This is a genomic window from Providencia sp. SP181 (assembly GCF_050446505.1).
Taxonomy (GTDB): Bacteria; Pseudomonadota; Gammaproteobacteria; order Enterobacterales; family Enterobacteriaceae; genus Providencia; species Providencia vermicola.
Map to the genome: position 1 here is coordinate 185,205 of NZ_JBBPXM010000006.1, position 22,538 is coordinate 207,742.

The 22,538-nt window shown below is 36.7% G+C and carries 24 protein-coding genes; 5 read left to right on the top strand and 19 right to left on the bottom strand.

From position 1 onward, the window contains the following. Position 1: 1 nt before the first annotated feature. The 14 genes from AABS66_RS12365 to AABS66_RS12430 form a co-directional block, all read right to left on the bottom strand. Positions 2-2,197, bottom strand: coding sequence for a peptidase domain-containing ABC transporter (locus tag AABS66_RS12365; protein ID WP_430224979.1), 2,196 nt, complete (start codon positions 2,195-2,197; stop codon positions 2-4). A 5-nt stretch (positions 2,198-2,202) separates the two neighbouring features. Further along, positions 2,203-3,159, bottom strand: coding sequence for an ABC transporter (locus tag AABS66_RS12370; protein ID WP_430224980.1), 957 nt, complete (start codon positions 3,157-3,159; stop codon positions 2,203-2,205). After that, the gene (locus AABS66_RS12375; RefSeq protein ID WP_206082833.1) at positions 3,156-3,842 is read right to left on the bottom strand and encodes a DsbA family protein; all 687 of its coding nucleotides are present in this window, start codon (positions 3,840-3,842) and stop codon (positions 3,156-3,158) included. Before AABS66_RS12375 ends, AABS66_RS12370 begins: the two co-directional genes overlap by 4 nt. 78 nt (positions 3,843-3,920) lie before the next feature. Beyond that, a complete protein-coding gene (locus AABS66_RS12380; protein WP_206082834.1) occupies positions 3,921-4,121 on the bottom strand; it encodes a DUF4762 family protein in 201 nt (66 codons plus the stop codon). A 115-nt stretch (positions 4,122-4,236) separates the two neighbouring features. Further along, positions 4,237-5,934: an O-antigen ligase family protein gene (locus tag AABS66_RS12385; RefSeq protein ID WP_430224981.1), complete on the bottom strand. Its 1,698-nt coding sequence runs from the start codon at positions 5,932-5,934 to the stop codon at positions 4,237-4,239. Between the two features lie 17 nt (positions 5,935-5,951). Continuing rightward, positions 5,952-6,515: a fimbrial protein gene (locus AABS66_RS12390; RefSeq protein WP_430224982.1), complete on the bottom strand. Its 564-nt coding sequence runs from the start codon at positions 6,513-6,515 to the stop codon at positions 5,952-5,954. A gap of 8 nt (positions 6,516-6,523) precedes the next feature. Beyond that, positions 6,524-7,645 carry a fimbrial protein gene (locus tag AABS66_RS12395; protein ID WP_349415668.1) on the bottom strand — a complete coding sequence of 374 codons (1,122 nt, stop codon included), beginning with the start codon at positions 7,643-7,645 and terminating at the stop codon, positions 6,524-6,526. A 2-nt stretch (positions 7,646-7,647) separates the two neighbouring features. After that, a complete protein-coding gene (locus AABS66_RS12400; RefSeq protein ID WP_206082838.1) occupies positions 7,648-8,262 on the bottom strand; it encodes a fimbrial protein in 615 nt (204 codons plus the stop codon). 10 nt (positions 8,263-8,272) lie between these two features. Further along, positions 8,273-8,980: a fimbrial biogenesis chaperone gene (locus AABS66_RS12405; RefSeq protein WP_371007075.1), complete on the bottom strand. Its 708-nt coding sequence runs from the start codon at positions 8,978-8,980 to the stop codon at positions 8,273-8,275. A gap of 87 nt (positions 8,981-9,067) precedes the next feature. Next, complete coding sequence (locus AABS66_RS12410; RefSeq protein WP_371007061.1) at positions 9,068-11,536, bottom strand: fimbria/pilus outer membrane usher protein; 2,469 nt, start codon at positions 11,534-11,536, stop codon at positions 9,068-9,070. Positions 11,537-11,616: 80 nt separating this feature from the next. Next, a complete protein-coding gene (locus AABS66_RS12415) occupies positions 11,617-12,156 on the bottom strand; it encodes a fimbrial protein (RefSeq protein ID WP_206082841.1) in 540 nt (179 codons plus the stop codon). Between the two features lie 85 nt (positions 12,157-12,241). Then, positions 12,242-12,784 carry a fimbrial protein gene (locus AABS66_RS12420; protein ID WP_206082842.1) on the bottom strand — a complete coding sequence of 181 codons (543 nt, stop codon included), beginning with the start codon at positions 12,782-12,784 and terminating at the stop codon, positions 12,242-12,244. Positions 12,785-12,966: 182 nt separating this feature from the next. Continuing rightward, complete coding sequence (locus AABS66_RS12425; RefSeq protein WP_206082843.1) at positions 12,967-13,287, bottom strand: helix-turn-helix domain-containing protein; 321 nt, start codon at positions 13,285-13,287, stop codon at positions 12,967-12,969. Between the two features lie 520 nt (positions 13,288-13,807). Continuing rightward, the gene (locus AABS66_RS12430; protein WP_206082844.1) at positions 13,808-14,125 is read right to left on the bottom strand and encodes an MGMT family protein; all 318 of its coding nucleotides are present in this window, start codon (positions 14,123-14,125) and stop codon (positions 13,808-13,810) included. A gap of 226 nt (positions 14,126-14,351) precedes the next feature. Here AABS66_RS12430 and AABS66_RS12435 point away from each other — a divergent pair, with 226 nt between their 5' ends. The 5 genes from AABS66_RS12435 (at position 14,352) to AABS66_RS12455 (ending at position 19,331) form a co-directional block, all read left to right on the top strand. After that, on the top strand, positions 14,352-15,023 hold the full coding sequence (locus AABS66_RS12435; protein ID WP_206082845.1) for a heavy metal response regulator transcription factor: 672 nt from the start codon (positions 14,352-14,354) through the stop codon (positions 15,021-15,023). Further along, positions 15,020-16,384, top strand: coding sequence for a heavy metal sensor histidine kinase (locus AABS66_RS12440; RefSeq protein WP_430224983.1), 1,365 nt, complete (start codon positions 15,020-15,022; stop codon positions 16,382-16,384). The genes AABS66_RS12435 and AABS66_RS12440 overlap by 4 nt, the downstream gene beginning before the upstream one ends. 89 nt (positions 16,385-16,473) lie before the next feature. After that, a complete protein-coding gene (msrP, locus tag AABS66_RS12445; protein ID WP_206082847.1) occupies positions 16,474-17,481 on the top strand; it encodes a protein-methionine-sulfoxide reductase catalytic subunit MsrP in 1,008 nt (335 codons plus the stop codon). Beyond that, positions 17,481-18,089, top strand: a complete 609-nt coding sequence (locus AABS66_RS12450; RefSeq protein WP_206082848.1) for a sulfite oxidase heme-binding subunit YedZ — start codon at positions 17,481-17,483, stop codon at positions 18,087-18,089. The genes msrP and AABS66_RS12450 overlap by 1 nt, the downstream gene beginning before the upstream one ends. 237 nt (positions 18,090-18,326) lie before the next feature. Beyond that, positions 18,327-19,331, top strand: a complete 1,005-nt coding sequence (locus AABS66_RS12455) for an FUSC family protein (RefSeq protein ID WP_430224984.1) — start codon at positions 18,327-18,329, stop codon at positions 19,329-19,331. A 134-nt stretch (positions 19,332-19,465) separates the two neighbouring features. Here AABS66_RS12455 and AABS66_RS12460 read toward each other — a convergent pair whose 3' ends face one another. From AABS66_RS12460 to AABS66_RS12480, 5 genes are all read right to left on the bottom strand, one after another. Next, positions 19,466-19,699 carry a hypothetical protein gene (locus AABS66_RS12460; RefSeq protein ID WP_430224985.1) on the bottom strand — a complete coding sequence of 78 codons (234 nt, stop codon included), beginning with the start codon at positions 19,697-19,699 and terminating at the stop codon, positions 19,466-19,468. Positions 19,700-19,747: 48 nt separating this feature from the next. Beyond that, positions 19,748-20,125, bottom strand: a complete 378-nt coding sequence (locus AABS66_RS12465; RefSeq protein WP_272539051.1) for a CrcB family protein — start codon at positions 20,123-20,125, stop codon at positions 19,748-19,750. A 12-nt stretch (positions 20,126-20,137) separates the two neighbouring features. After that, positions 20,138-20,518, bottom strand: a complete 381-nt coding sequence (gene crcB / locus AABS66_RS12470) for a fluoride efflux transporter CrcB (RefSeq protein ID WP_206082852.1) — start codon at positions 20,516-20,518, stop codon at positions 20,138-20,140. Between the two features lie 146 nt (positions 20,519-20,664). Further along, positions 20,665-21,264, bottom strand: a complete 600-nt coding sequence (locus AABS66_RS12475; protein WP_430224986.1) for an ATP-binding cassette domain-containing protein — start codon at positions 21,262-21,264, stop codon at positions 20,665-20,667. 18 nt (positions 21,265-21,282) lie between these two features. After that, positions 21,283-22,518, bottom strand: a complete 1,236-nt coding sequence (locus AABS66_RS12480) for an SLC13 family permease (RefSeq protein WP_272539050.1) — start codon at positions 22,516-22,518, stop codon at positions 21,283-21,285. Positions 22,519-22,538 lie beyond the last annotated feature (20 nt).

Sequence of the window (22,538 nt, forward strand, 5' to 3'; positions counted from 1 at the left end):
ATCAAAGCTCTCCTATGCTAGCAAGCAAAGACGTTGTAGGCTGAGGTGCGTCCTCACGATTACCACCATCATTTCTGATTGATACTTTTTTATGTAATTCACCCGCAGTAATTCGATAAATTGAATCAAATCTTGTCGTGATTTCCTCACTATGTGTCACAACAATGAGGGTTTTCCCTGTTTTTAGGCAATGTTCCTGAATTGTTTCTATAACGATTTTTGCCGTTTCTTCATCTAAGTTTGCGGTAGGTTCATCCAGTAAAAGAATTGGGCGAGAACTATAAAGTGAACGAGCTAGCAACAAACGTTGGCGTTGCCCAAGAGAAAGTGCAGAATGGCTTTCCCTAATCAACGCATTTAAACTGCCTGGTAACTGGCTTACCACTGTGCCTAACGCCAGTTTATTGAGTAGGTTTTCGACCGTTTTTCGGTCTTTTTCGCGGAAGTTAGGGTCAAACAACGTGATGTTATCTAACACAGTTGCATTGAATAAAATATCCTCTTGGCTTTGTAAACAAACAAGTTGCGTAAGCTGTTGTACACTTAAAACCTCTTCATTTGACAAACATTTTCCTTTCTGAGCTCTAAATAGCCCTGCAATAATTCTCAACAAGGTACTTTTACCCGCCCCAGACTCACCCACAATGGCGACTTGAGCACCTGATGGCAAATCTAGCGAGATATCATTTAATATTGGCTTCGATGGGTCATAGCTAAAATGAATGTTTTCGAAGGTAAGGTTCGGGGCTACTCTACCTGCTGGTGATATTGTTTGAGGTGAGACCGTGCTTTCCTCACTTTTTTGAGGAAATAAAGAGTGAGCGCGTGTATCAATAATATGCAGCTGAGATTTGTGGATAATCGCATAAAAAATTCGAGTAACATAGGTAGTGAAAATTTGACGTAAAAAGCTATAAGCAAAAAAATCACCTAAGGAAATCAGGTCATTAGCAACCATCGGCAGCACAACCAACATAAAAATAACCATTTCGAGGCTACCTGTTAGCTGGTAAATACCATCTTTAATTTGTTGGTACACATTTCGACGCTGCATGCAGGTAAACAATTCACGGCTTAGCCACGCAAATTGCGCCTTACGTTGCTCTTCGATACCTGCTGTTTTTATGGTCAAAATACCCTGTAAGGTTTCCATAAAAAAGTCATTAAGCTCAGCAGCTTTAAGCTGTAATTGCTGGGTGTACCAACGATCGCGAATAATTGCCCATACACTAATGAGCCCCATCACGGTCACCCCTGCCGCTGAAATAACGGCAAGAACAGGAGCAATCCAAAACATCACACCCAATGCAATGGCGCAAATAATCCAATCAGTTCTAAGCCCATTATCAAGCTCAATTTTCTCAGTTAATGCGCCCTGCCAAGCAACAAAACGACTGAAAATATCCCCTGGTGCACGTTTTTCAAAAAATCGCAAAGGGTTACTCATTAACCGCGAAAAACCCACCCCACTGTTAATTAACACAAAGTGTTTAACAAACCGTTCGCTTATCATACGAACACCAAGCGCAAGTAGCGTGGCAACAACAAACGCGACAATAAACCAACCATAAGGAAACACTGCATTTTTAGCATCTGAAAATGCTTGGTTGATTGCATTACTCACCATTGCAGGCATTAAAAACAATGTTAGCGAAACGAGGAAAACAAAGGTCATTAACCAATAAATACCTCGCACCTTAGCGGTTTCTTTCAAACTCATCGCATGAGGTACTTTCTGTGTGGAGGCCTTGTTTGTAGCCTGTTCAGAGGAAAGTGATTCGACTTTTTTCAATGCCGTATCTGGCTCTAAAATCAGCGCATAACCGCTAATTTCAGCTTTTAGTGCAGAAAAAGGCAACCATTGCTGCCCTATCGCAGGGTTCATTACACAAACATTATTTCCCTTACGATAAGCAAGTAAGACAAAATGATTTGCGCCATAATGCAAAATCGCAGGAAGCGGCAGGCTACTTAATTCGTCATGCTCAAATAAGACAGGCGTAGTTGAAATGCCATAATTTACTAAAATTGAGGAAAGATCGATCAATGAAGTTCCATGATCAGAAGCTGGGTGAACTTCCCTCAATGCATTAAGGGAAAGCGAAAGGCCTTGAGTTTGGGCCAACATCGCAATGCATGCCAAACCACATTCATTCGTTTCTTCTTGAGCGACAAAATTTGGAATAGTATTTTTCATTATTATTAGTGACTAATAAAATAAAGTGAATGGCTATGCCATAAAAGCCAGTCATTGGGATATTCGCGAATTGAATTTTCGATAATAACGGGCATTTGAGCTGCAACATCCTTTGCAGCAATAGGTGGATATATCTTGATTTTTAAGCCATTTTGATAATACAGATGATAAAAAATGACCTGCGCTGAAATCGCATTAGATAAACGTACAACCCCATTATGTAATTTCGCTGCTCGACCAAATAACTGACACGATAATTTACTCGACATCCCTTCTTCAGTTTGAATGGTGTAATCTGGCGTGATATCTGGAAATACAATCATATTTTTTTGGCCCGTCGCAGTTTCTGTCATTAAAGTCATTAATTGAGTCGCTAATGACTTATTGTCTTGATGAATTGAACAATACGACAAATTTACTTGGCCTAATTCACGGGCAGAGGCATTGTATTTTTGTTGCTCCGCACTGGATGAAACCACTACCGTAGCGTTGCCTGGAGTAACTCCAGAGCCGACTATCGTAGCCAGCACATCAGAAACCATATGTAATGGCGCCAAAACAATCGGTTTTTTTTGCTGATGCAAAGGTGCAACAACACTATCAAGGGCAAGAATACAGGCTTGTAATTGCGCCATAATTTGGCGGTTTTGCCCCCATGTAGCCGCTTCTTCCAAAATAAAGCGCTGTACTGCGGCCCATCTCGCATCGACGTTGCCATTCGTCTCCACTAAACTGCGATAATTTTGCGTTGCAACTTTGTTTTGATTACGGTATTTACGACCGAATACCCCAATTCGGCAACCCAGTTTAGCGATTAGCAGAACTGGGACAATATAACCTCGACGCAAAAGAAAGCGAAAAGAAGAGATTCCATAGTGGCTGAGATTTTCATATCCTTTTTTAAACGGTATTAAGCAGCTTTTTACACTGAACACCGTCCAAACAATTAAAAACCGGATCACTGTGACGCCTTATTGCTTTTTTCCAATAATTCCAACATATAAGCTGAAAATTCAGGGAAATCACGATCTTGATAAACTACATATCGTTTATTAATAATAAATGCAGGGGTGCCTGTGATTTGGTAATACTGGGTAATATCAGCCATATATTTAATACGTTCTTTAACTGCGCTGGTTTGGCTAATTTCATGATATTTTACTGAGTCAATGTCATGCTGCTTTAACCATACATCTAAAATATCTTTCTTGGTTAAGTCCAGTTTTTCGTTGATAACTGAGTTATAAAGTGCCTGACGTAATTCGGCTTCTACCCCCATTTCTTCAAGGGTTGCAAAAATAGGCGCGTATGCAGCAAGCCCTACGCTATTATCCATTGCTAAATGAATGGCTTTAAACGTAACACCCTCTGGAAGCTCCTTTTCAAATTTGGCCATATTGTCATTGCTTAACGCACAATAATGACAACCATAAGAAAATATTTCTATGATGCTATTATCTTCCTTTATTGGGCTTGATAAAACTTGTGCAGTATTAAACTCGACAAAAGAAGAATCATCTAAGTTACTATTTGAAAAAGTATTAAAGATGAAAATATGGTAGAACAAAACCGTCATGAGTGAAGAAATCACAGCAACGAATATTGTGTAAATTGTGATGGTTATTGGTTTAAAATGCATATTCATAACAGCCGTTCCAATTTAAAGTAAAATATACATGGGGGTCCATCCCCATGTATTAATTAAAGGTAGTTAAATTAAATCTTATGGTTTAACAGCACCTGAACAGTTTGCAGCGTCAACATTTTTAGCTTTGTATGTTTTATTTCCATGCTTGTCAGTACAAGTTGTAATTAATTTACAAGATGAAACACCACCAACAATGATACTTTCATAAGAATCAGTACAAACTTGTTTAGTTCCACCAACTACAGCAGCAGCTTCGATAGCATTTAATGTTTTCATGTTATTTCCTTTTAAGATAAATATTAATTAATAAAACACATATCTGTTGATGATTTTTCACCAACAAATTCTTTAGAATTTTTTATTTTTAGAAAAGAAGAACAATAATAACCAACTAAAAATTCAATTGATTTAACCTTTCATTTTCGCCAAACAAATAACTCGCCTTATATCTAACGTCTCTTGCTTTATCCTTTTCACCTAGCTCATTTAAAACCAGAATCCAAGAAATATAAACATTAATGTCAGGAGATGAATTTGATGCGTCCATGGCCCAATCATTAAATAAATTAAGGTACTTAATATCCTGCGTTTCGTTATAGCGCAATAAATACCCCATATTCAAATCAAACTGATAACGGTCATACATCAATAAATAGTTCCAATTATGGTAAAGAGGCTTTTCTATTGATAACAACATTTGCTGTCCCGTTTTTTCTATATAGGTTAAATATTGTTGTGCTTGTAATGTCATGTATAACAGAATGACTGACAAGGCTGAGCCAAATATAATAATTCCTTTTGAAAAGTAGTTCACCATCTTATTTAGTTTATATTTTTTATTTGGTGAATCAGCACAGCGTAATAACAATATTAAAACTATCCCATGAGGTATCGATAACCACAAAGGAAATTCTGTCATCATATGGAATATGATAGGCAAAGCCGCTACCCAATAAATGTAATTTTCATTTTTATTTTTAAATGTAGATAGCAATAAAGCTACACCACCGATAATAATTAAAACTGTCGCAATAAGCCCAACAAAACCACCTTCGACCATCCAACGTAATATTTCATTATGTGGATGTGACATTATTCTTTCATTAGTCTCTAGTAAACCACCACCAAATCGCTCTAAAAATACTGACTCAAAACTTCCTACGCCCCATCCCAATAATGGTTTTTCGCTGAAAAGATATAAACTATGCTGCCATAAAACCCATCGAATTCGTGATGTATTTAATTTACTTTCAGTCGCATCTATAATATTAAGACCATTCTTAATTCCATAGCCAATTATTAAACCAAGAATAACAACCAGAAATAAAAATAAAATTTTCTTACGATGATACTTTGCAATTAAATAAAAAACAATAAAAATTAAAATTAAATTTAAATAACCTGTTAATGATTGAGACAAAGGTACTGTTGCACTCATTAAAAGCAAAGCAGTAGCAATAAAGCCAACTAAATACCATTTAGCATTCTTTATTTTGATCAACAAACTTACTGCACTTGCTATTCCTACGCAAATGAAACTAGAAAAAACATTAACCTGTTGAAATACACCATATGGCCTATCTCCATTTAATGGCGGATAAGGTAGACCTATTAATGGCAATAGATTAAAAACTTGAAGCATCGCCAATATACTTTCTATAATAGCAGCAACAAGTATTCCATAAAGTATAATTTCACGGACTACATTTGAAATATTAAATTGAACTAAAACCTGATAACATATCAATATCCCTAATAACCAATAAGCTGTTAAGTAAGCATTGTAACGATAGTTCTCAGGCGAAAAAAAACATAGCACCATTAAGATAATTAAGCCTAATGAAATAAAATTACTTGCTAATGAATAAGTTATACTTATCTTTTTTATTTGAAAAAAAATCGCCACCACTAAAAATAAAGCCAGAAAAAAGGCACTAACGATATTTAATGGTAGTGAAAATCCTGCCCCACCTAAATTAGGTAGATAGATGTGAAATATAATTCCAAAGCACACAATCACACTACCGATAACAACCCAATTACTCTGACTATATAAATATAAATTATTTGATTTTTTTATTACACTCATCGTATTTATTTTACTTATCACTGATAATTTAATGTGTAATATGCAGTGCTATAAAATAGCCCATATGTAATAGTCTGATTAGTTCGAGCTTCTGGTTCAGCTTCAACATAAGCTTTAAATTGAAGCTCAGTATTATTATCCGCCAGATTTTGCGCCAATGATGGAACATTTAACTCTATCGGTGTTTCATTTAAATTTAATAGCCCAATCCCGATTCCATTCGCTTCGCTTTTGTCATTAATCGCTAAATGATCAGGGAGATTAGTGTTTTCTATTCCATTAAATGTTACTGTTACCGCGTTAAATACAGACGTATTACAGTTTATTAAATGAATCGAAAATAATAAAGGTTTCGATTTTCCTGTTGAATAAAGCTCTTTTACTGAAACCTCTTTAAAGTCTACTGGCACCTTTTCACTACCTGGTGCAATTTGGCAAGGTGTAACCATCACATTACCCCTAAAAGAATAACTCCCCATATTAGTATGAGTAATATCTGCAACAGCCTGATTTGAACCAAATAAAAAAAGGTAACATACCGATAAATAAATTGTGTTTAATATTTGATTATTATTTTGCATTGTTAACCTCATTGGAATTCAGCGAGGATCGTGCCTGTCGCTGTAAATTCACCATCGTCCACTGTGCTACCTGGAGCTGCAATTGGTGCCGCAGTTAAATTCCAAGTACCTTGGTTATTAAAAAAATTAGGTACAGTATAAGCTTGGTTAGGTTTAACTAATGCTCCCGTCAAATTCTCTTTAATAACAATGCCAAGGTTTGTTCGCTTCACGCCATTTTTTAATGTTCCGTAATAATCCGCATTAAAATCGGCTTGACCTGAAGCACCTGGGAGTAAAGATAACTTGATGTTCAGATCCCCTGTCGTAAAGCTTCCACCTCTACATTTCACTGGGATATTAAAAGGTTCTGCATAATTAATTCCATTTAATTGTTCACTTGTATTTGCAACATCTTTAAAGTCAATATTAATTGGATTTCCATCATTTATCGTACATTCATCAGCAACTGTAATAATTCCCGCAGCCAGTACAACACGTGTTGATGGAATTGGTGCATAAGACGTTAATCCATTAGTCGCGGTTCCTTTTTTAGCAAATACTTGAACTAATTCTGCTTGGTTTATGGTAATTCCATTAATAATCGGTTTTTTTAACCTAAACGTTACTGTTCCGCTAGAGCCTGTTCGAAGCGTTACTGCATAAGGACGGCTATTTGTACTCGTCGGCCTACACTCCATTGGATCAGACCCCCCATTCCACAAGTTCGATGCCGGAACAGCCACTTTCCTAGGCTGCGTCCCGCCAAGCTGGATTTCAACTTTCACATCGAAATACTCATTTAAGGTCAAATAACCCGGATTTTGCATTGATTGGGGTATTGTTGACATAAAATCAAAGGTCATTCCAGAATCGGGATTGTTGTTACCTGGCCCACCAGGCTGCATATAAGTTTGACAATAAATATCAAAATAAGGCCAGTCTGTAACATCAAAATTAAATACCGTCTCTGCGTCTTTTTCATTTATCAAAAGCTGGTTATTCATTCTTGCTTCGAATGTATAGGTCCCTCCATCGGGTATTACAGCCCCATGTGGATACCCAAATACTGACAGAGGTAACAATGCCACTACCGCCAAACTAGTCGCGATCACTATATCTTTTAATATTTTATTGTTGGATATAGACATTGTTATAAATACTCCAGTTTTAACCTAACTAATCCGCTAAAATTACCTGCTGAAACAACTTGGCTTGTTGCTTCTAAAGATGCGTTTAAGGTAATGTTATTATCCCCTGGCTTAAGCACCCATGAGCCTTTAGGTTGGTTAAGCATTAAATTCTCATGGTCTTGGCTGAAAATACGCAATCCCGCACCTTTAACACCACCACTAACTCTCACTAAATCTGAATTATAGAAATCAGAATCCCCCGCAATACTCAACGAAACCGCGCTTTCACCTGTTAGGTAATAACGCTTACCATTTTGCGTTGCTTCTCCCGCCGAATTTACAAAGGATCTAGATGCACCACGCTGGCAATCTTTAAGCCTCACGCTAAAAGTCACTGGTGTACTTCTATCGCCAATACGATGAAATGACCGCGCACTTACCTCACCTAAATCAACATATTGTTCCTGAGTATTTAATTCAAGAACGCAAGGCGATGCATACACACTCCCTTGAAAATGCACAGTGCTGTGTACATCCAATAAGGTTTGACGCGAGGTTTTATCATCAGCCATTTCCGCAACCGCAGAAAAACTGCCGACCCCTAGTAACACAAACCCTAAGCATTTAATTTTCATTCGAATACTCCTAGCGTGGCTGTTGCTCCGGTGGTAGTGCTTTACAGACATTTCCATTACAGCTGTATTTTAGTTCTGGATGGCCGCCGTAATCGTTCACATACATCATGGTAAAGCTTTCACCTGCTCCATTAACCTTAATATCTAGATGAGATTTAGGCGCTACCATTACCCCTGGAAAATCCGTTAATTTTTTCCCGCCCTCTGTAATCAACTTATTATTTAAACTAATAATAGTGACAAAATAAGGTGTCGGGTTTTCAGCTCGCCAGTTATTTCCTTGCTTATAAAATGTCACTTGGTCTTGCCAAATTGCACTTTTTGACGTGGGAATAATTGCCGTTGGTCGATAAAATAATTTGATGCGCGATTGCATCGCTAATTGTAAAACATTTGGTTTATCTGGCTTTGGTGGCACTTCCCTAACATTTAAATAAAATAAACTTTCGCGATCTTGAGGAAGTTTATCTATTTCCGCTGTTTTTGAGACTCGAGCAACACCTTTTTGTCCGCCATTAATTCTCTGTAATGGGGGTAATACAACTAATGGAGATGTAATTTTTTTCCCATTTGCATCTTCAACCCAAGATTGCGCTAAAAAGGGAATACTTGAACTGGTGTTTGATAAATTAGCACTCGAAGAGGTTTCCGCACCGGTAATAATCAACCGAGTTCTATCTAGTGATATTCCTGCATATGATTGGCTTACTCCAGCCATAATTACCAGTAAACCACCCACCCATTTTTTTATACAAATCGCCATTTTTTATACCTTATTTAAAAACTTGTTCTGATTGTCATTTCATTATTGGCAAGGCAGTAAAACTGACATACCAGGATTAATTTTTTCAGGTAATTGAATTTTGCATTGCGCTTTCCCACCCCAAGAGACCGTTAATGTTTCTTTAGGATTTACAGCCATCAAATACGCCAATCCATCTTCCATCAACATTGCAACATTAATACCGTCAGCGTTGGTCACATCCGCCCCAAACGGAGGAACTGTATTATTAAAGCGAATTGTGGCAATCAGTTTTTCACCTTGGGCAACAGCAAATCGCTGGTAACCAATCGCCCCTTCCGTCAGTGTTGACGTTGCGATCGCTTTGTTGGTATCAACATCACTATTTAGCTTATCGACATCAATACGGGTATCGAAGCTGTAATAACTCACGATATCTGGTACCACTGAAATACCCGCCCAGTTTGTTCGTGTTTTTTCATGGTTAAATGGCACACCACTAATCCCATTGGTATCGACCATAATCCTGGCTGTATCAGTTGTTGCGCTACTATTATGTAGTGCGGCACCATAGGCTGTTGCGGTAAAGCCGCCGCGCAATGTCCCATTGATGGATGCAGTTTGTCTTTCTTGATAGCTGACGTTGGTATTTACATCAGCAAGTTGAGTGCGCTTTTGATAATAACCGTCAAATTGCACACGATCATCACCACTACGCCCAGCTCTTACTCGCCATAAGTTATTGAAATCTCTATTATCGCTATACGACAACATATGACTTGTTTTACTTCCGCTATTTTGTAAGTCATATCCCGCCCAACGGCTATCACCAACAGGCACAGAGACAGAAAGGGAGACACTATCGTCACGTCTTCCTCGATAATCTGAACGATAAGCGGCAATATTCGTAGAAACCCCATCGATGCCCATTAATCGGAATGTTCGACCAACAGACAAGCCATACCTATCTTGAGATGTTTGATCCCAAAAAGTTTGATGCGTGTAAGTTAAAAATAGTGTTGTTCGCCAATCAGGCTCATCTGCCCAAAACGTTTTATTCGCGGTGATGGTGTACATCTCTTTCTGGCGACCTATACCTAAATAACGGTTTTCACGTTCATCTAAATATTGTGATAGTGTGCGGAACTTATCTTGTGAGAAGCGATATCCCGCAAATGTGATCGTACTGTTTATTTCATCAAAAGATTTTGAATAACTCAGACGAAAAGAAGACCCCGTTTCTGTATTTTCACCAGGAATTCGGCTAACTGATTGTGTCACATCCGCAGACAAAGCTCCGAATACAGATAAGTCACGGCCTAACCCTGCTGAAAGTGCGGTATAATCCCGGCCAGCAAATAAGATCCCTCCAATTAACGACCAGTTATTACTCAGCCCCCAAGAGAAATCTCCTGTCGCAAACATTGGCCCTTCTGGCTTATGGTTAAAGCGAGAAGGCTTACCCATTGAGACGTTATAACGAACATAACCAGGTCGAGTTAAATAAGGGATATTGGCGGTATCAATCTGAAAAGTGGATACATCACCGTCATCACCTTCAACTCTAACATCCAAAGTTCCTCGAATTGAGCTTTGCAAATCTTGAATACTAAATGGCCCCGCAGGTACTGTCGTTTCATAAACAACACGCCCTGCTTGGCTCACTATCACCTTTGAATTACTTTTAGCAATGCCATTAATTTGCGGCGCATATCCCCTTAAATTTGGTGGTAACATACGCTCATCGCTGGCTAAGTTAAGTCCTGTATATCGAATAGTATCGAAAATTTGCGAATTTAAATAAATTTCACCCAGAGTTAATTTAGCCGCAATATGAATTAAAGGGCGGTATGCATAAAACTGATTCCAATCGAATTTTCTGTCACCACGCTCATTGTAATTTGCTTGGTAATCAGCTCTAAAACGCCATGCACCTAAATTCACTCCAGCTTGGCCATAAGCAGATAAAGAATGTCTACTTGTATGCCTGACTAAAGAACGTGAAATCGAACCATTTAGGTTATAATCGAACAATAAACCTGAAACACCTGTATCCCAACGCTCAGGCGGTACCCAGCTTGGGTCTGAATACTTCATCCAAGCTTGCGGCATTGTGATATCAAGCTTACCTTCGAAGTTATTAATTTTGACACCTGATATAGGTAAAATATTCGAGCATCCTGGTGAGATCGCCTGAATTTTCTTTAATGCATCTTCTTTAAGTGCCAGCATATCAATTTGTTCAGGCGTAAAACAAACGAGCGTTTTTTCGCTATCCTGAGGGTCAATGATATAAGTAACTTTTTGCTGCGATAATGATTGCCCATTAATATAAACATCTAATAGATAAGTACCAGGAAATACAAAGTTGTCTTTTGAAAAGCGAGTTAAGTCAATATTATTACGATCCCCGACATCTAATACATCTGTATTAAATTCAACAATATCGTTAGCTAACATATTAGGTGAGTAACAAAGCATTGCAATATATATTGCAAATATTTTTTTTATATTCCCACTGAAAATAATCATTTTAATTCACTCTGAATTCACTAGCTATTCTAAAAGACCAATCCGATTCTTAATAAAATCGCAAATATTTTTATATTTATTCAAAAATAATCCATTCTAAATCTCAATACACCTGCAAATTCACCCGCCTTAATGTATTTTTGATAAGCGACTAAAGTTGCAGTAAACTCCAAACTGTTTCGTCCCTCGAGCAATGTATAATCAGGTAGCTTTGTATTGAATTTTAGTATTTCTCCATGAGAATTTTTTAATTGAATACCAAAACCTTCTGAATCGCCATTAACTTGAAGTAACTGACCGCGGTCCACAGTGCTTCCCATCATTGTTATTTGAGCTCTTGATGCACTACCTTTATCTTCGGAAGGAAGCGTACAACCGACTAGCTTTATATTAAAATTTTTACTTAAAAGTAAATTAGCATCAGGCGTGATTTCACGTGCACTCACTTCCCCGAAATTAATCCAAAGCTCTCGACTATCAGGATCGATATTACAAGAAGCCTCAATTAACTCGCCTTGCATAACAATATCACCTGGGGTGTTATTTACAGCACTTCCCCAGCTTAATAAGGGCCATAATAAACTAGAGCTTAATGCTATTTTTTTAACTCGAATTATCATGGGTAACACCGCTTTAATTATATTTCTAGGCTCAGTATTGCGGAGTATTTAATACTCCGCATACAATCACTAAATTAATTCCAAATTATTGGTAATCGATTTGGAAGTTAATTGTAGAATCGAAGTTACCTGGAGTAACAGCATTAGATGCGTTATCTGATTTCAGGTATGCAACAAATGGAATTGTTGTTTTACCATTAGTTAAGTTAACCGCTGTAGAAGCCTGGCCCCATACAACATCTTGATTTCCATTATCTCTTAAACCAATACCAGCACCGCTTGCTGTTCCTGAAGTAAATGCAGCTAATGCGCTATCATTCGGGTTTACTGTAGATGGCGTGTAAGTAACAGTTGCAGTTTGAGCTACTGTAGTATCACAGCCTTGCAGAACGATATCTTTTTTAACATTACCTGCACGCTCACCATTTTTTAAATTTGATACAGGGATTTGGTAAAAATTAACTTTTACAGGGCTTGACTCTTCGCTTAAACCACAAGCAGAATTAACAAGCTCACCTGTAATTTCAATTGTACCGTTAGTTGGGGTACCTGTATAAGCGGCCATAGCTGCAAATGAAGCAAAACCTGATGCTAATACTGCGCCGACTACAAATTTATTTAATTTCATATTAATTTAATCCTGTATGATTTATATTTTGCTATAATAGTTGTTCATAACAACTTTAGATAAAAATAATCATTAATCCATATAATGATTATTTTTAATAAAGTTATCACCTTGACAAGTTAAATTTATTTATTTGTATTATCTGTTTATCATGCCTTGTTCTTAATTGTCATGAGCAAAAATTATCGCCACATTTTTTTTGTGTCTTTATCTAAGATCGAATAATAGTTTTTTTCATTCATTACAATGCATTTTAATCTTTCGTTATCATGCTTATCTATTACATGATTAAAAAAATCTCGCCATGACTTATTAAATAGTGCTAAGATGGTGTCCATCATTTCAAACGTTAATTTCGTTTTTCCCGTTTCATAGCGAGAAATTTGTTGTTGACTCACATTTAACTTTTTTGCCAGTTCGCTTCCTGTTAAGTTTTGCTCTTTCCTTATCCCTCGCAAATACTGTCCTATTTCTATATTTATCCCTTTAGAAAAATAAGCCATCTTTATTTAACCTTTATATTAAATAATAAATTTTAGACACTTTGTTAAATTTAGAATGATTATATGTCTGAATATTTAGTTTGTATAATTGATAGTGCAAATCTATTTTTATTAAAAAAAAACACCGCCCTATTAAAATAAGCATTTGTTACAAAAAAATGAAACTTAAAGCAAATAACCATTGAATAACAAAGAGTTACCTTTTGGGTAGTGAAAATACTTAGTTAAATATTTACAAATTGATACAATTGAAAATATCAATATATACTTTTAACCCGCCCTATGTTTATTTAGGTTAAAATTTAACCACTAAAGTTAATGAAATAAAATTTTTCCACTCGTATTTTGGGTTTAATTTTATCTTAAATATTTTTTTAAGACTTATCTTAGTCTGTTAAAAAATGAAGTGTTTAGCTCACTAAGCGTAAAGGGGATTTTTAGAATCATATTTATGTGGTTTTAGAATCATAGTGAGAGGATTCATCAGTGAGGTCGAGAATTGAAGTTCGAAATTTCCCTTCTAGCTGAGCCCTTCCCACAAATATTGTTTCAGCTTTATCTTATCATTTGAATCAAAAATAATGCCTTCACTGATAAGTGCTTTTTTATGTCGCGTATAGCTCTCCCCTTTCACAGACAATTTCCCTTGCCCATTTATAATGCGATGGCACGGCAAAGTACTGTCTGCGGGGATCGTGCGGATCACTTGGCATACTTGTCGTACATAAGTAGAGTAACCCGCCATTTTGGCCAGCGTGCCATAAGTCACGACTCGGCCTTCAGGGATACTACCGATTAAGTGATAAATTATATCTTGAAAAGAGGGAGTGCTATTCATAATAAATTACTTATATTCAATATGTTACTTAACTTAGTAACGTTATTAAGTAGGCCTATATTTAATATAGAAAGCCCATGATACGTCTAAAATCAGAGCAGACAATAGAATGTATTATCACTCTAAATCGCCTTCACAGCCACGACCCTATGATTTTTAATTGTTAAACACACCTAAGTTTCTTTAATATAAAATAAAGTCAAATTGAGGTTACCGTTCGAATTTCATGAAAATACTCTTAATTGAAGATCATACAAAAACCCAACATTGGGTTAAAAATGGCTTAGAAGAAGCAGGTTTTCTTGTGGATACTGCCCAAGATGGCCGTGATGGTCTCTATTTTGCCTTAGAGAATAACTACCAGTTAGTTATTCTCGATATTATGCTCCCTGGCATGGATGGCTGGGACATTTTGAAAATTTTAAGGACATCTAAAAATGTTCCTGTAATTTGCCTCACCGCTCGCGATGCAGTAGACGACCGAATTAAAGGATTAGAGCTCGGTGCAAATGACTATCTCGTTAAACCATTTTCATTCTCAGAATTACTCGCTCGGGTTAAAAATCTCTTAAAAGTTCATCAACCCACATCTACAAATATGGCGGTTGCGGATTTAAAAATAGACCTTACTCGCCATGAAGTTGAACGTGGTGGTATAAAAATCACCTTAACCCGTCAAGAATTTTCTCTTTTACTGTTTTTTGTACTGCATTGTGATGAAATCTTGCCGAGAGCATTAATTGCAAGTGAAGTTTGGGGGATTGATTTTGACAGCGATACCAATGTTATTGATGTCGCTATTCGCCGGCTAAGAAAGAAAATCGATGATAATTTTGACGTTAAACTCATCGAAACGATTCGTGGTATGGGATATCGCTTAAATAGGCCAGAAAAATGAAAAAAAAATCGCTACGCTTTAAGCTTATTTCATTATTTATTGCTTTGATGATTGTAAATGCAGGTATGGTGACGTGGGTTTTGTATCACTCACTTAAAAATGAGCTCGTTGAACAAGATAACAACTTACTCATTAACCGAGCCCACCAGCTCGCCAAGTTAATTTCCAGTGGTATTGATATCAAAACGCTTCCCATGTATTTCCAAAGCATGATGGATATGCGCCAAGATATTATCCAAATCTCGGATGACGCTGGGCGCGTATTAGTTTCGACAAATAATGCGCAACTTGATACCCAACAACTCAAATTAGTGCCACAAAAACAATTAAATCTCAATGTTATCAACCATGGGAAAACAGCGCAGGGGATCCCCTTTTCCTCCGTATATTTCGTTTCAAACTCCCCACAAGGGCCCTTACAAGTTGTTCTCGGCAAAATATCGGTCGACCGCAGTGGCATCTTAGCCCAATATTTAACCCAAAGTATGCTGGTTTCAGCATTTTCAATATTACTCATGGGGATACTCAGTATATGGCTCTTGAAAAAAGGACTGTCAGATATTCAATCGCTTAGCAAAATCACAGCAAAAACAGATATTTATACATTAAAGAACCCTATCGATATTGAGCAGTTGCCGCAAGAGCTTAAAGAGCTGGGTAAATCAATGAATACCATGCGCCAACGATTGAAGCATGATTTTGTTAAACTCACCCAATTGGCTGATGACTTAGCCCATGAGTTAAGAACCCCAATTAATGCTATTCGTGTGCAGAATGAGGTTACATTGCAGCGGCCTCGTAGTGTTGCCGAATATGAAACGATGATCGTCAGTAATATCGAAGAGTTGGATAAACTGGCTAAAATGATCCAAAACACCCTATTTATTGCCCGTGCTGAAAATAAGAACATTACGTTGAATCGCGAAAACATCGTTTTATTTCAAGTTATTGATGAGGTGTATGAGCTATTTTCCGCCTATGCACAAGAAAAACAAATCGAGCTATCATGTGAGCCATCGTCATTAACCCTTTATGCTGACCCTACACTACTCACTCGAGTTTTCATTAACATTTTCTCAAATGCAATTAAATTTTCTCACGCACAAACTCGCGTACTCACTGAAATCACTACATATCCAAACCACCAAGAAATTAAAATCACTAACCAAGGCGATCTGCTGCAAGATAATGAAGAAATTTTCACTCGTTTTTGGCGGGGGGATAATGCTCGTTCAACAGAAGGCTCTGGTTTAGGATTAGCAATTGTTAAAGCAATTGTTGAATTGCATGGTGGGTCAGTAAGCTTTGAACACTGCTCAGGTACCAGTACAATTACCCTCCGATTCCCTACAATCAAGTAAGATGACAAATTTGTCATCTTACTGTCAGCTTTATTTTTTGCGCGTTTGATATAACAGATTTAATCCACCTTATTACTCTGGAGCGCACAATGAAAAAAACACCAAAAATTCCGACGTCTCAAATCACAGATGAGTCGATTTTTTTTATGAAACGCCGACAACTTCTTAAAGCCTTGGGTATCGGAGCCGCAGGATTAACCCTTGCATCTACGGCAAATGCAGGTTTATTTTCTTGGTTTAGTGACGATACCCCCGCGACTCCAACCGTGCCTAGAAAATCGCTGATATTTATTCAACCTCAGGAATACCAATCATCACTTATTCTGACACCAGAAGATAAAGTGACTGGGTATAATAACTTTTATGAGTTTGGACTCGGTAAGTCAGATCCCGCCGATAATGCTCATACATTAGTCACTGACGAATGGACTGTCACGATTGAGGGTGAAGTTAGCCATCCAATGACTCTCAATTTAGATGACATCAACACTAAGTTTCCCTTAGAAGAACGTATTTATCGAATGCGCTGCGTAGAAGCGTGGTCGATGGTTATTCCATGGGTTGGTTTTCCACTTGCGAAGTTATTAGCGCTAGTGGAACCTACGAGCAAAGCTAAATATGTCGCCTTTGAAACACGTTACGCCCCCGAACAAATGCCTGGGCAAAAAAGTCGTTATGTTGGTGGCGGGTTAGCCTATCCCTATGTGGAAGGATTACGCTTAGATGAAGCAATGAATCCACTCACTTTATTGGCCACTGGCGTATATGGAAAAAGCTTACCCAACCAAAATGGCGCACCTATCCGACTAGTCGTTCCTTGGAAATACGGCTTTAAAGGCATTAAGTCTATCGTGAAAATCCGCCTAACTGAGCAAATGCCCGAAACAACGTGGAACCTTTCTGCACCAGACGAATATGGTTTTTATGCCAATGTAAATCCTCACGTAAACCACCCCCGCTGGTCACAAGCAACTGAACGTTTTATTGGTGCAGGTGGCTTAGGCCAAGTAACTCGGCAACCCACGTTGCTCTTTAATGGATATGCCGACCAAGTGGCAAGCTTATACCAAGGAATGGACTTGCGGAGATACTATTAATGTCCCAAGAAAATAAACTAACAGTATGGTTAACCAAAGGGAGTATTCACCTTGTTGCTCTACTCCCTTTGTTGTGGTTAATTTTTTTAATAGATACCCAGCAACTTGGCGCCGATCCCACTAAAGATATACAACATTTTACAGGGATCACTGTGTTACGTTTATTAGTTCTGATTGCGTGCATCCCACTTATTGCTCAATTATTACGATTTACCACATTGTTTCAAACACGCAAAGCACTTGGGCTCTGGTGTTTTTTTTGGGCAGCTCTACATTTAAGCAGTTATCTGTTACTTGAAATCGGTATAAATAATTTGGGGTTATTTTTTGAAGAAATTTATTCGCGAGTTTATTTAGTTATTGGCGCTATCGCTTGGCTATGTTTATTTCTGATGGCTATTAGCTCATTAAACTGTATACGTAGTTGGTTAGGTACATGGTGGAAAAGAGTCCATATGCTACTTTACCCTACCCTCTTACTTGTACTTTGCCATTACATTTTGTCACTCAAAACACTCACACCTGAACCTTTTATCTATTTAGGGCTAGTTGGATGTGCATTTTTTTATCGTATAAAGAATCAATGGAAAATGTCTATTTCATCATAAATATAAATTGAAATGAATAAAACCTATCGTTTATTTTTCTATATCTTTTTATGATATGTTTAAACATAATTCGAATACTTTTAAACACCTCTAAAAAATACATGCCAACAAAAATAATTTTATATTTTCAATGTATATTCAGAGTTATCACATACTAAAACAATTCTTTAATTTACGATATAACTCGACTAAGATAGATGGTGAAAATAACTAAAAAAGATAGAGTGAGTAGTTAACATGAAAGATATTAATAAAGAAAACAAATATATTAGCTTTAGAAATAATGGAGTTTTTTTGATTACTGCCATAGTCAATTCAACTATTTGTTTTTCTTTATTTGGCTTCATAGGTGGGACATTTGGTCTTTTAACAACACTATTCTCTAATGTCGTTTATGATACAAAGCCTGATAGTAGTAATATTTTTTATGTATTTTTTTTATTATGTTTAGTTATCGTTGGTGGGGGGATTGGTTTTATACTAAAGCTAACAATTTATTTTCATATTTACTTATTTATCCTCTCCTATTGCTATTACCTATTTTACAAAAAAGATGATTACTTAGATCGTACATTTCCATTTTTGATTATCTTTTCTTGTATGGGAACAACACTTGACTCTATTAGCTTTGACTTGCCGATGGCCTTTATCTCAGGGGTTGCTATTAGTCTGCTTACATTTAGCTTACTTAGACATAAAAATTTTGAAAGTCATGCATTTAAAAATGGATTATTTTCAAAGGAAATATATCATAGTGATGAAAAAGTATATATACGCGCTTTCTTATTCAGTTTTTTTCTATTTTTAAGTCTTTCAATACCTGACTATCTAAATTTATATAAACCTTATTGGGCGCCTCTAACATTCATTATGTTACTCCATCCAAAAGAAATGCACATAATAAAGGTTACCTTACTTAGGTTTTTAGGAAGTCTATTGGCAGCCGTTTTTGTTATTGCCATGTTTAGCATAACCAAATCACAGGAAACTTATATTTACTTAGCAGTTTTAGCTTTAATCATATTTTTCATGCCAACACTTTTCCGTTTAAATTATCTACTAAAAACATTTTCTATTACTGTTTTTGTTCTACTTCTTCTTGAAGAAACTCAATTTTTACATAACCCAAGTTACTTACTACCGATATCAAGAGCATATGAGACATTTATCGGTGGTGCTGTTGCAATTCTTGCAAGCTTAGTTTTAAATATTTTTATGATCCTAAAAAAAGAAAAATCATAAATTAAAATTTATAGTAATAAAAATAAGGAAGCCTTCTTTAAGTAAATGTTGAAGCTTCCTCTATATTTAGACTGCCATTGAAGAAAACCATAACAAAAAAAATAACTACACTCTTATAAAAGTTTTCATACATATTATTTATTTTTACTTCTATTACAATACCAGCTGCTAAACCAACGTGTAATGTAAATATAAACTAAAATAATTAATGTAATAGTGAAAATATCCATATTTAATGTTTTTGTGTCAAAACCAATTATGCTGATAAATATCACAGGTGATAATACCAAAAGTATTAAATCAAAAAACAATTGTAATCTATAAGGCTCTGAAGTAATTCCATGCCATATTGATTTAGCTATTTTCATTTCAAAGCTCCTTGTTCTATTATAAACTTAAAAATATCAGTATCATATTTAACTATATTGCTTATTACTCACTGAGTATCCAATATAGATAGCAGCAAACCCGATAACGACACTTAAAATCAAGTAACTAACTGCCACTAAGAAAGCCCCTGGATACTTCATTATCTCAACGGCGCCATAGACAAAACTAGAAAATGTTGATAATCCACCCATTACACCTGTGGCAAAAAATGCATTCATCCCTTGGCCTATTTTCTTCCTCATTAATAGTCCAGCGACAATACCCAGCAATAATGATGCGAGAATATTTGCTATAAATATGTCAAGGGGAAAGTGATCATTCATGGTAGGAACAGACACCATCAGTAATTCTCGGGAAATTGCGCCAATTGCACCACCAATAAAAACTAAGATCATAATATTCATTTTTAGCCCCTGTTAGTTTGCTAACCAAGCACCAATAAATGCCGCAGCTAACCCAAATAAAACCGAAATTAATAAGTAAAAGAGTGCGAGTAATTTTTGTTTAGTTTGAGTCAACTTCAAGGCATCAAGCTGCATGCTACTGAATGTTGTATACCCCCCCAGTAACCCTGTTAAAATAGCTGATTGTAGAAATGTCCCATAGCGGTCATCCCAATCAATAGAAAAATAACGGCTTAAAAAACCAATAACAAATGCGCCAGAAATATTAATGATGAACGTTGATAATGGAAATTTCCCGTGATAACTCTCGCCCACTAGGCGACCAATCCACCAACGCAGTAGTGAACCAATACCTCCACCAGCTCCAACTAATAAAATATCAATAGCTACCATTGCAGCATCCTCTATTTGATATCATAGATATAAAAACATCGTTTCTAGAATTTAAATTAAATACATTAATGGAATATCAAAAATTAACAGTCATTAAATGAGCATAATTAAATAGCCAGTGAATACTTTTGATAATTTAAAATAGTTCACTCTGATATTGTTACATTCCAAATCGATGTACATACCTTTTCTAATAGGAATTTATTGTGGCTAAAAACAATCATCGATAATGGTCTTTCTTCCGAGAGCTGAATTAAAAACTGCCATATATCTTTCTGTAAGTGAGCATCTAATTGTGCAGTGATTTCATCTGCAATTAAGGTTTTTGTTCTTGGGTCTAATGCTCTTAATAAGGCAATTCGAGCAAGCTCTCCGCCCGACAGTTCATTTGGTCTTCTAGCCAACCACTCTGATTTAATAAACAAACGTTCAAGGTAGTATGGAGCAGGCTCCCAAGCATCCTTCACACTTTCACCGACTGTCCGATAAGGGTTAAAGCACTTTTCAGGATGTTGAGGAACGAGCTGAACAGGGCAATATTCGTTTTGAGACAATTTTTTTCCATTAAATAGCACATCTCCTTGCGCAGGTATTTGCCATTGGGCTAATACACGGCCTAATGTTGTTTTACCAAAACCACTTGGTGCTGAAATCCCTAGGCGCTCATTTTTATTCAGTGAAAATGACAGTGAATCCCATAATGTACGGTTATCTTGCTTTATACATAAGTTTTTGACTTCTAACATGTTGAAACTCTCTATAAACTAATAGATGGATAACCAAACAACAGCAATAAAAATACAAATAATGGAAATAATACCGCCTGATTTTGTAAACTCTAAAAACGATATTTTAATACCATGCGCAGAGGATTGCTCAACAGCAATAATCCCTGCAATACTACCAAATATAAATATATTACCCGCAAAACAGGCCCCTAAAATTAACGCAGCACCTAACAAATCGACATTGCCATGAGGGTAAACAAACTGGATCAATAAAATCACCGTTGGTGTCGTCCCTACAAAAATACTCATTACGATGGTGACCAAAAATAACGTAATAGGGCTATTTAGGTCGATACCTTTGCCCAATAGATAATGCAATATCTCCTGAGGGATACCAGTATTAGAAAATGCGGTATTAATAATAAATAACCCCATCATTAAAAGAATTAAGTCTCCATCAACATGCTTTAACATGTCACTGGACGCTATTTTTCTGTTTAACAATAAAAAACAGGCTGCTGACAATGCAACAAGCTCACGAGGTAAATCACTAAATAAAAAAGCGAGAATAACCGCAAATAAAACCGTAGCGGCTTTTATCGTTTCCCACCAATTGAATTCAATAATCGAAGGTTCGCCATTGGACAATGTTGACTTTTTATCGTCAGATAAATACCAACGATTACGGTAAAGCAAAGTGATCACACACCATACAATGGGAATTGAAAATAAGACTGGAATAGCCGTAATATTGAGTATGCCAATAAAAGATAAATCCAATCCTTGTGCCACAACCATATTTTTAGGGCTGCCAATTAAAGAACCTGCGGCACCGTTATTGGCCGCAAAGCAAAAGCCAAGTAAAAATGGAATTGGGTTAAGACCACGAGATAATGTAACGGAAACCAATAAAGGCGTCATCGCCACCACAACAATATCGTTTGTAAGTACCGAGGCAAGAAGTGCGCCAACAATAATGAAAACAGCCATTAATTTAGGTGGGCTAATATTTAAGCTCGCCACTTTTTGTGCCGCTTGGTGATAAAATCCTGATACTGTAAATGATGCAGATACCACCATTAAGCCAAATAGTAATCCAATCGCACTGTAATCAATTGCATTCCAAGATACTTTGGGCGAGATAATCCCAAACCCTATCATGGCCAATGCCCCCGCTACAGATGCACCAGTACGGTCAATTTTAATCCCAGGGAAAGTCCCAAAAGCCATTGCGACATACACTAGAATAAAAATAATAACGGTTAGATCCATAATAAACTCTCTATCTCTTA

Excerpts from the sequence above, each read along its gene's own strand:
- AABS66_RS12365 (WP_430224979.1), bottom strand. The coding sequence starts at position 2,197 with ATGAAAAATACTATTCCAAATTTTGTCGCTCAAGAAGAAACGAATGAA.
- AABS66_RS12375 (WP_206082833.1), bottom strand. The coding sequence starts at position 3,842 with ATGAATATGCATTTTAAACCAATAACCATCACAATTTACACAATATTC.
- AABS66_RS12380 (WP_206082834.1), bottom strand. The coding sequence starts at position 4,121 with ATGAAAACATTAAATGCTATCGAAGCTGCTGCTGTAGTTGGTGGAACT.
- AABS66_RS12385 (WP_430224981.1), bottom strand. The coding sequence starts at position 5,934 with ATGAGTGTAATAAAAAAATCAAATAATTTATATTTATATAGTCAGAGT.
- AABS66_RS12390 (WP_430224982.1), bottom strand. The coding sequence starts at position 6,515 with ATGCAAAATAATAATCAAATATTAAACACAATTTATTTATCGGTATGT.
- AABS66_RS12395 (WP_349415668.1), bottom strand. The coding sequence starts at position 7,645 with ATGTCTATATCCAACAATAAAATATTAAAAGATATAGTGATCGCGACT.
- AABS66_RS12400 (WP_206082838.1), bottom strand. The coding sequence starts at position 8,262 with ATGAAAATTAAATGCTTAGGGTTTGTGTTACTAGGGGTCGGCAGTTTT.
- AABS66_RS12405 (WP_371007075.1), bottom strand. The coding sequence starts at position 8,980 with ATGGCTGGAGTAAGCCAATCATATGCAGGAATATCACTAGATAGAACT.
- AABS66_RS12410 (WP_371007061.1), bottom strand. The coding sequence starts at position 11,536 with ATGATTATTTTCAGTGGGAATATAAAAAAAATATTTGCAATATATATT.
- AABS66_RS12415 (WP_206082841.1), bottom strand. The coding sequence starts at position 12,156 with ATGATAATTCGAGTTAAAAAAATAGCATTAAGCTCTAGTTTATTATGG.
- AABS66_RS12420 (WP_206082842.1), bottom strand. The coding sequence starts at position 12,784 with ATGAAATTAAATAAATTTGTAGTCGGCGCAGTATTAGCATCAGGTTTT.
- AABS66_RS12425 (WP_206082843.1), bottom strand. The coding sequence starts at position 13,287 with ATGGCTTATTTTTCTAAAGGGATAAATATAGAAATAGGACAGTATTTG.
- AABS66_RS12430 (WP_206082844.1), bottom strand. The coding sequence starts at position 14,125 with ATGAATAGCACTCCCTCTTTTCAAGATATAATTTATCACTTAATCGGT.
- AABS66_RS12435 (WP_206082845.1), top strand. The coding sequence starts at position 14,352 with ATGAAAATACTCTTAATTGAAGATCATACAAAAACCCAACATTGGGTT.
- AABS66_RS12440 (WP_430224983.1), top strand. The coding sequence starts at position 15,020 with ATGAAAAAAAAATCGCTACGCTTTAAGCTTATTTCATTATTTATTGCT.
- msrP (WP_206082847.1), top strand. The coding sequence starts at position 16,474 with ATGAAAAAAACACCAAAAATTCCGACGTCTCAAATCACAGATGAGTCG.
- AABS66_RS12450 (WP_206082848.1), top strand. The coding sequence starts at position 17,481 with ATGTCCCAAGAAAATAAACTAACAGTATGGTTAACCAAAGGGAGTATT.
- AABS66_RS12455 (WP_430224984.1), top strand. The coding sequence starts at position 18,327 with ATGAAAGATATTAATAAAGAAAACAAATATATTAGCTTTAGAAATAAT.
- AABS66_RS12460 (WP_430224985.1), bottom strand. The coding sequence starts at position 19,699 with ATGAAAATAGCTAAATCAATATGGCATGGAATTACTTCAGAGCCTTAT.
- AABS66_RS12465 (WP_272539051.1), bottom strand. The coding sequence starts at position 20,125 with ATGAATATTATGATCTTAGTTTTTATTGGTGGTGCAATTGGCGCAATT.
- crcB (WP_206082852.1), bottom strand. The coding sequence starts at position 20,518 with ATGGTAGCTATTGATATTTTATTAGTTGGAGCTGGTGGAGGTATTGGT.
- AABS66_RS12475 (WP_430224986.1), bottom strand. The coding sequence starts at position 21,264 with ATGTTAGAAGTCAAAAACTTATGTATAAAGCAAGATAACCGTACATTA.
- AABS66_RS12480 (WP_272539050.1), bottom strand. The coding sequence starts at position 22,518 with ATGGATCTAACCGTTATTATTTTTATTCTAGTGTATGTCGCAATGGCT.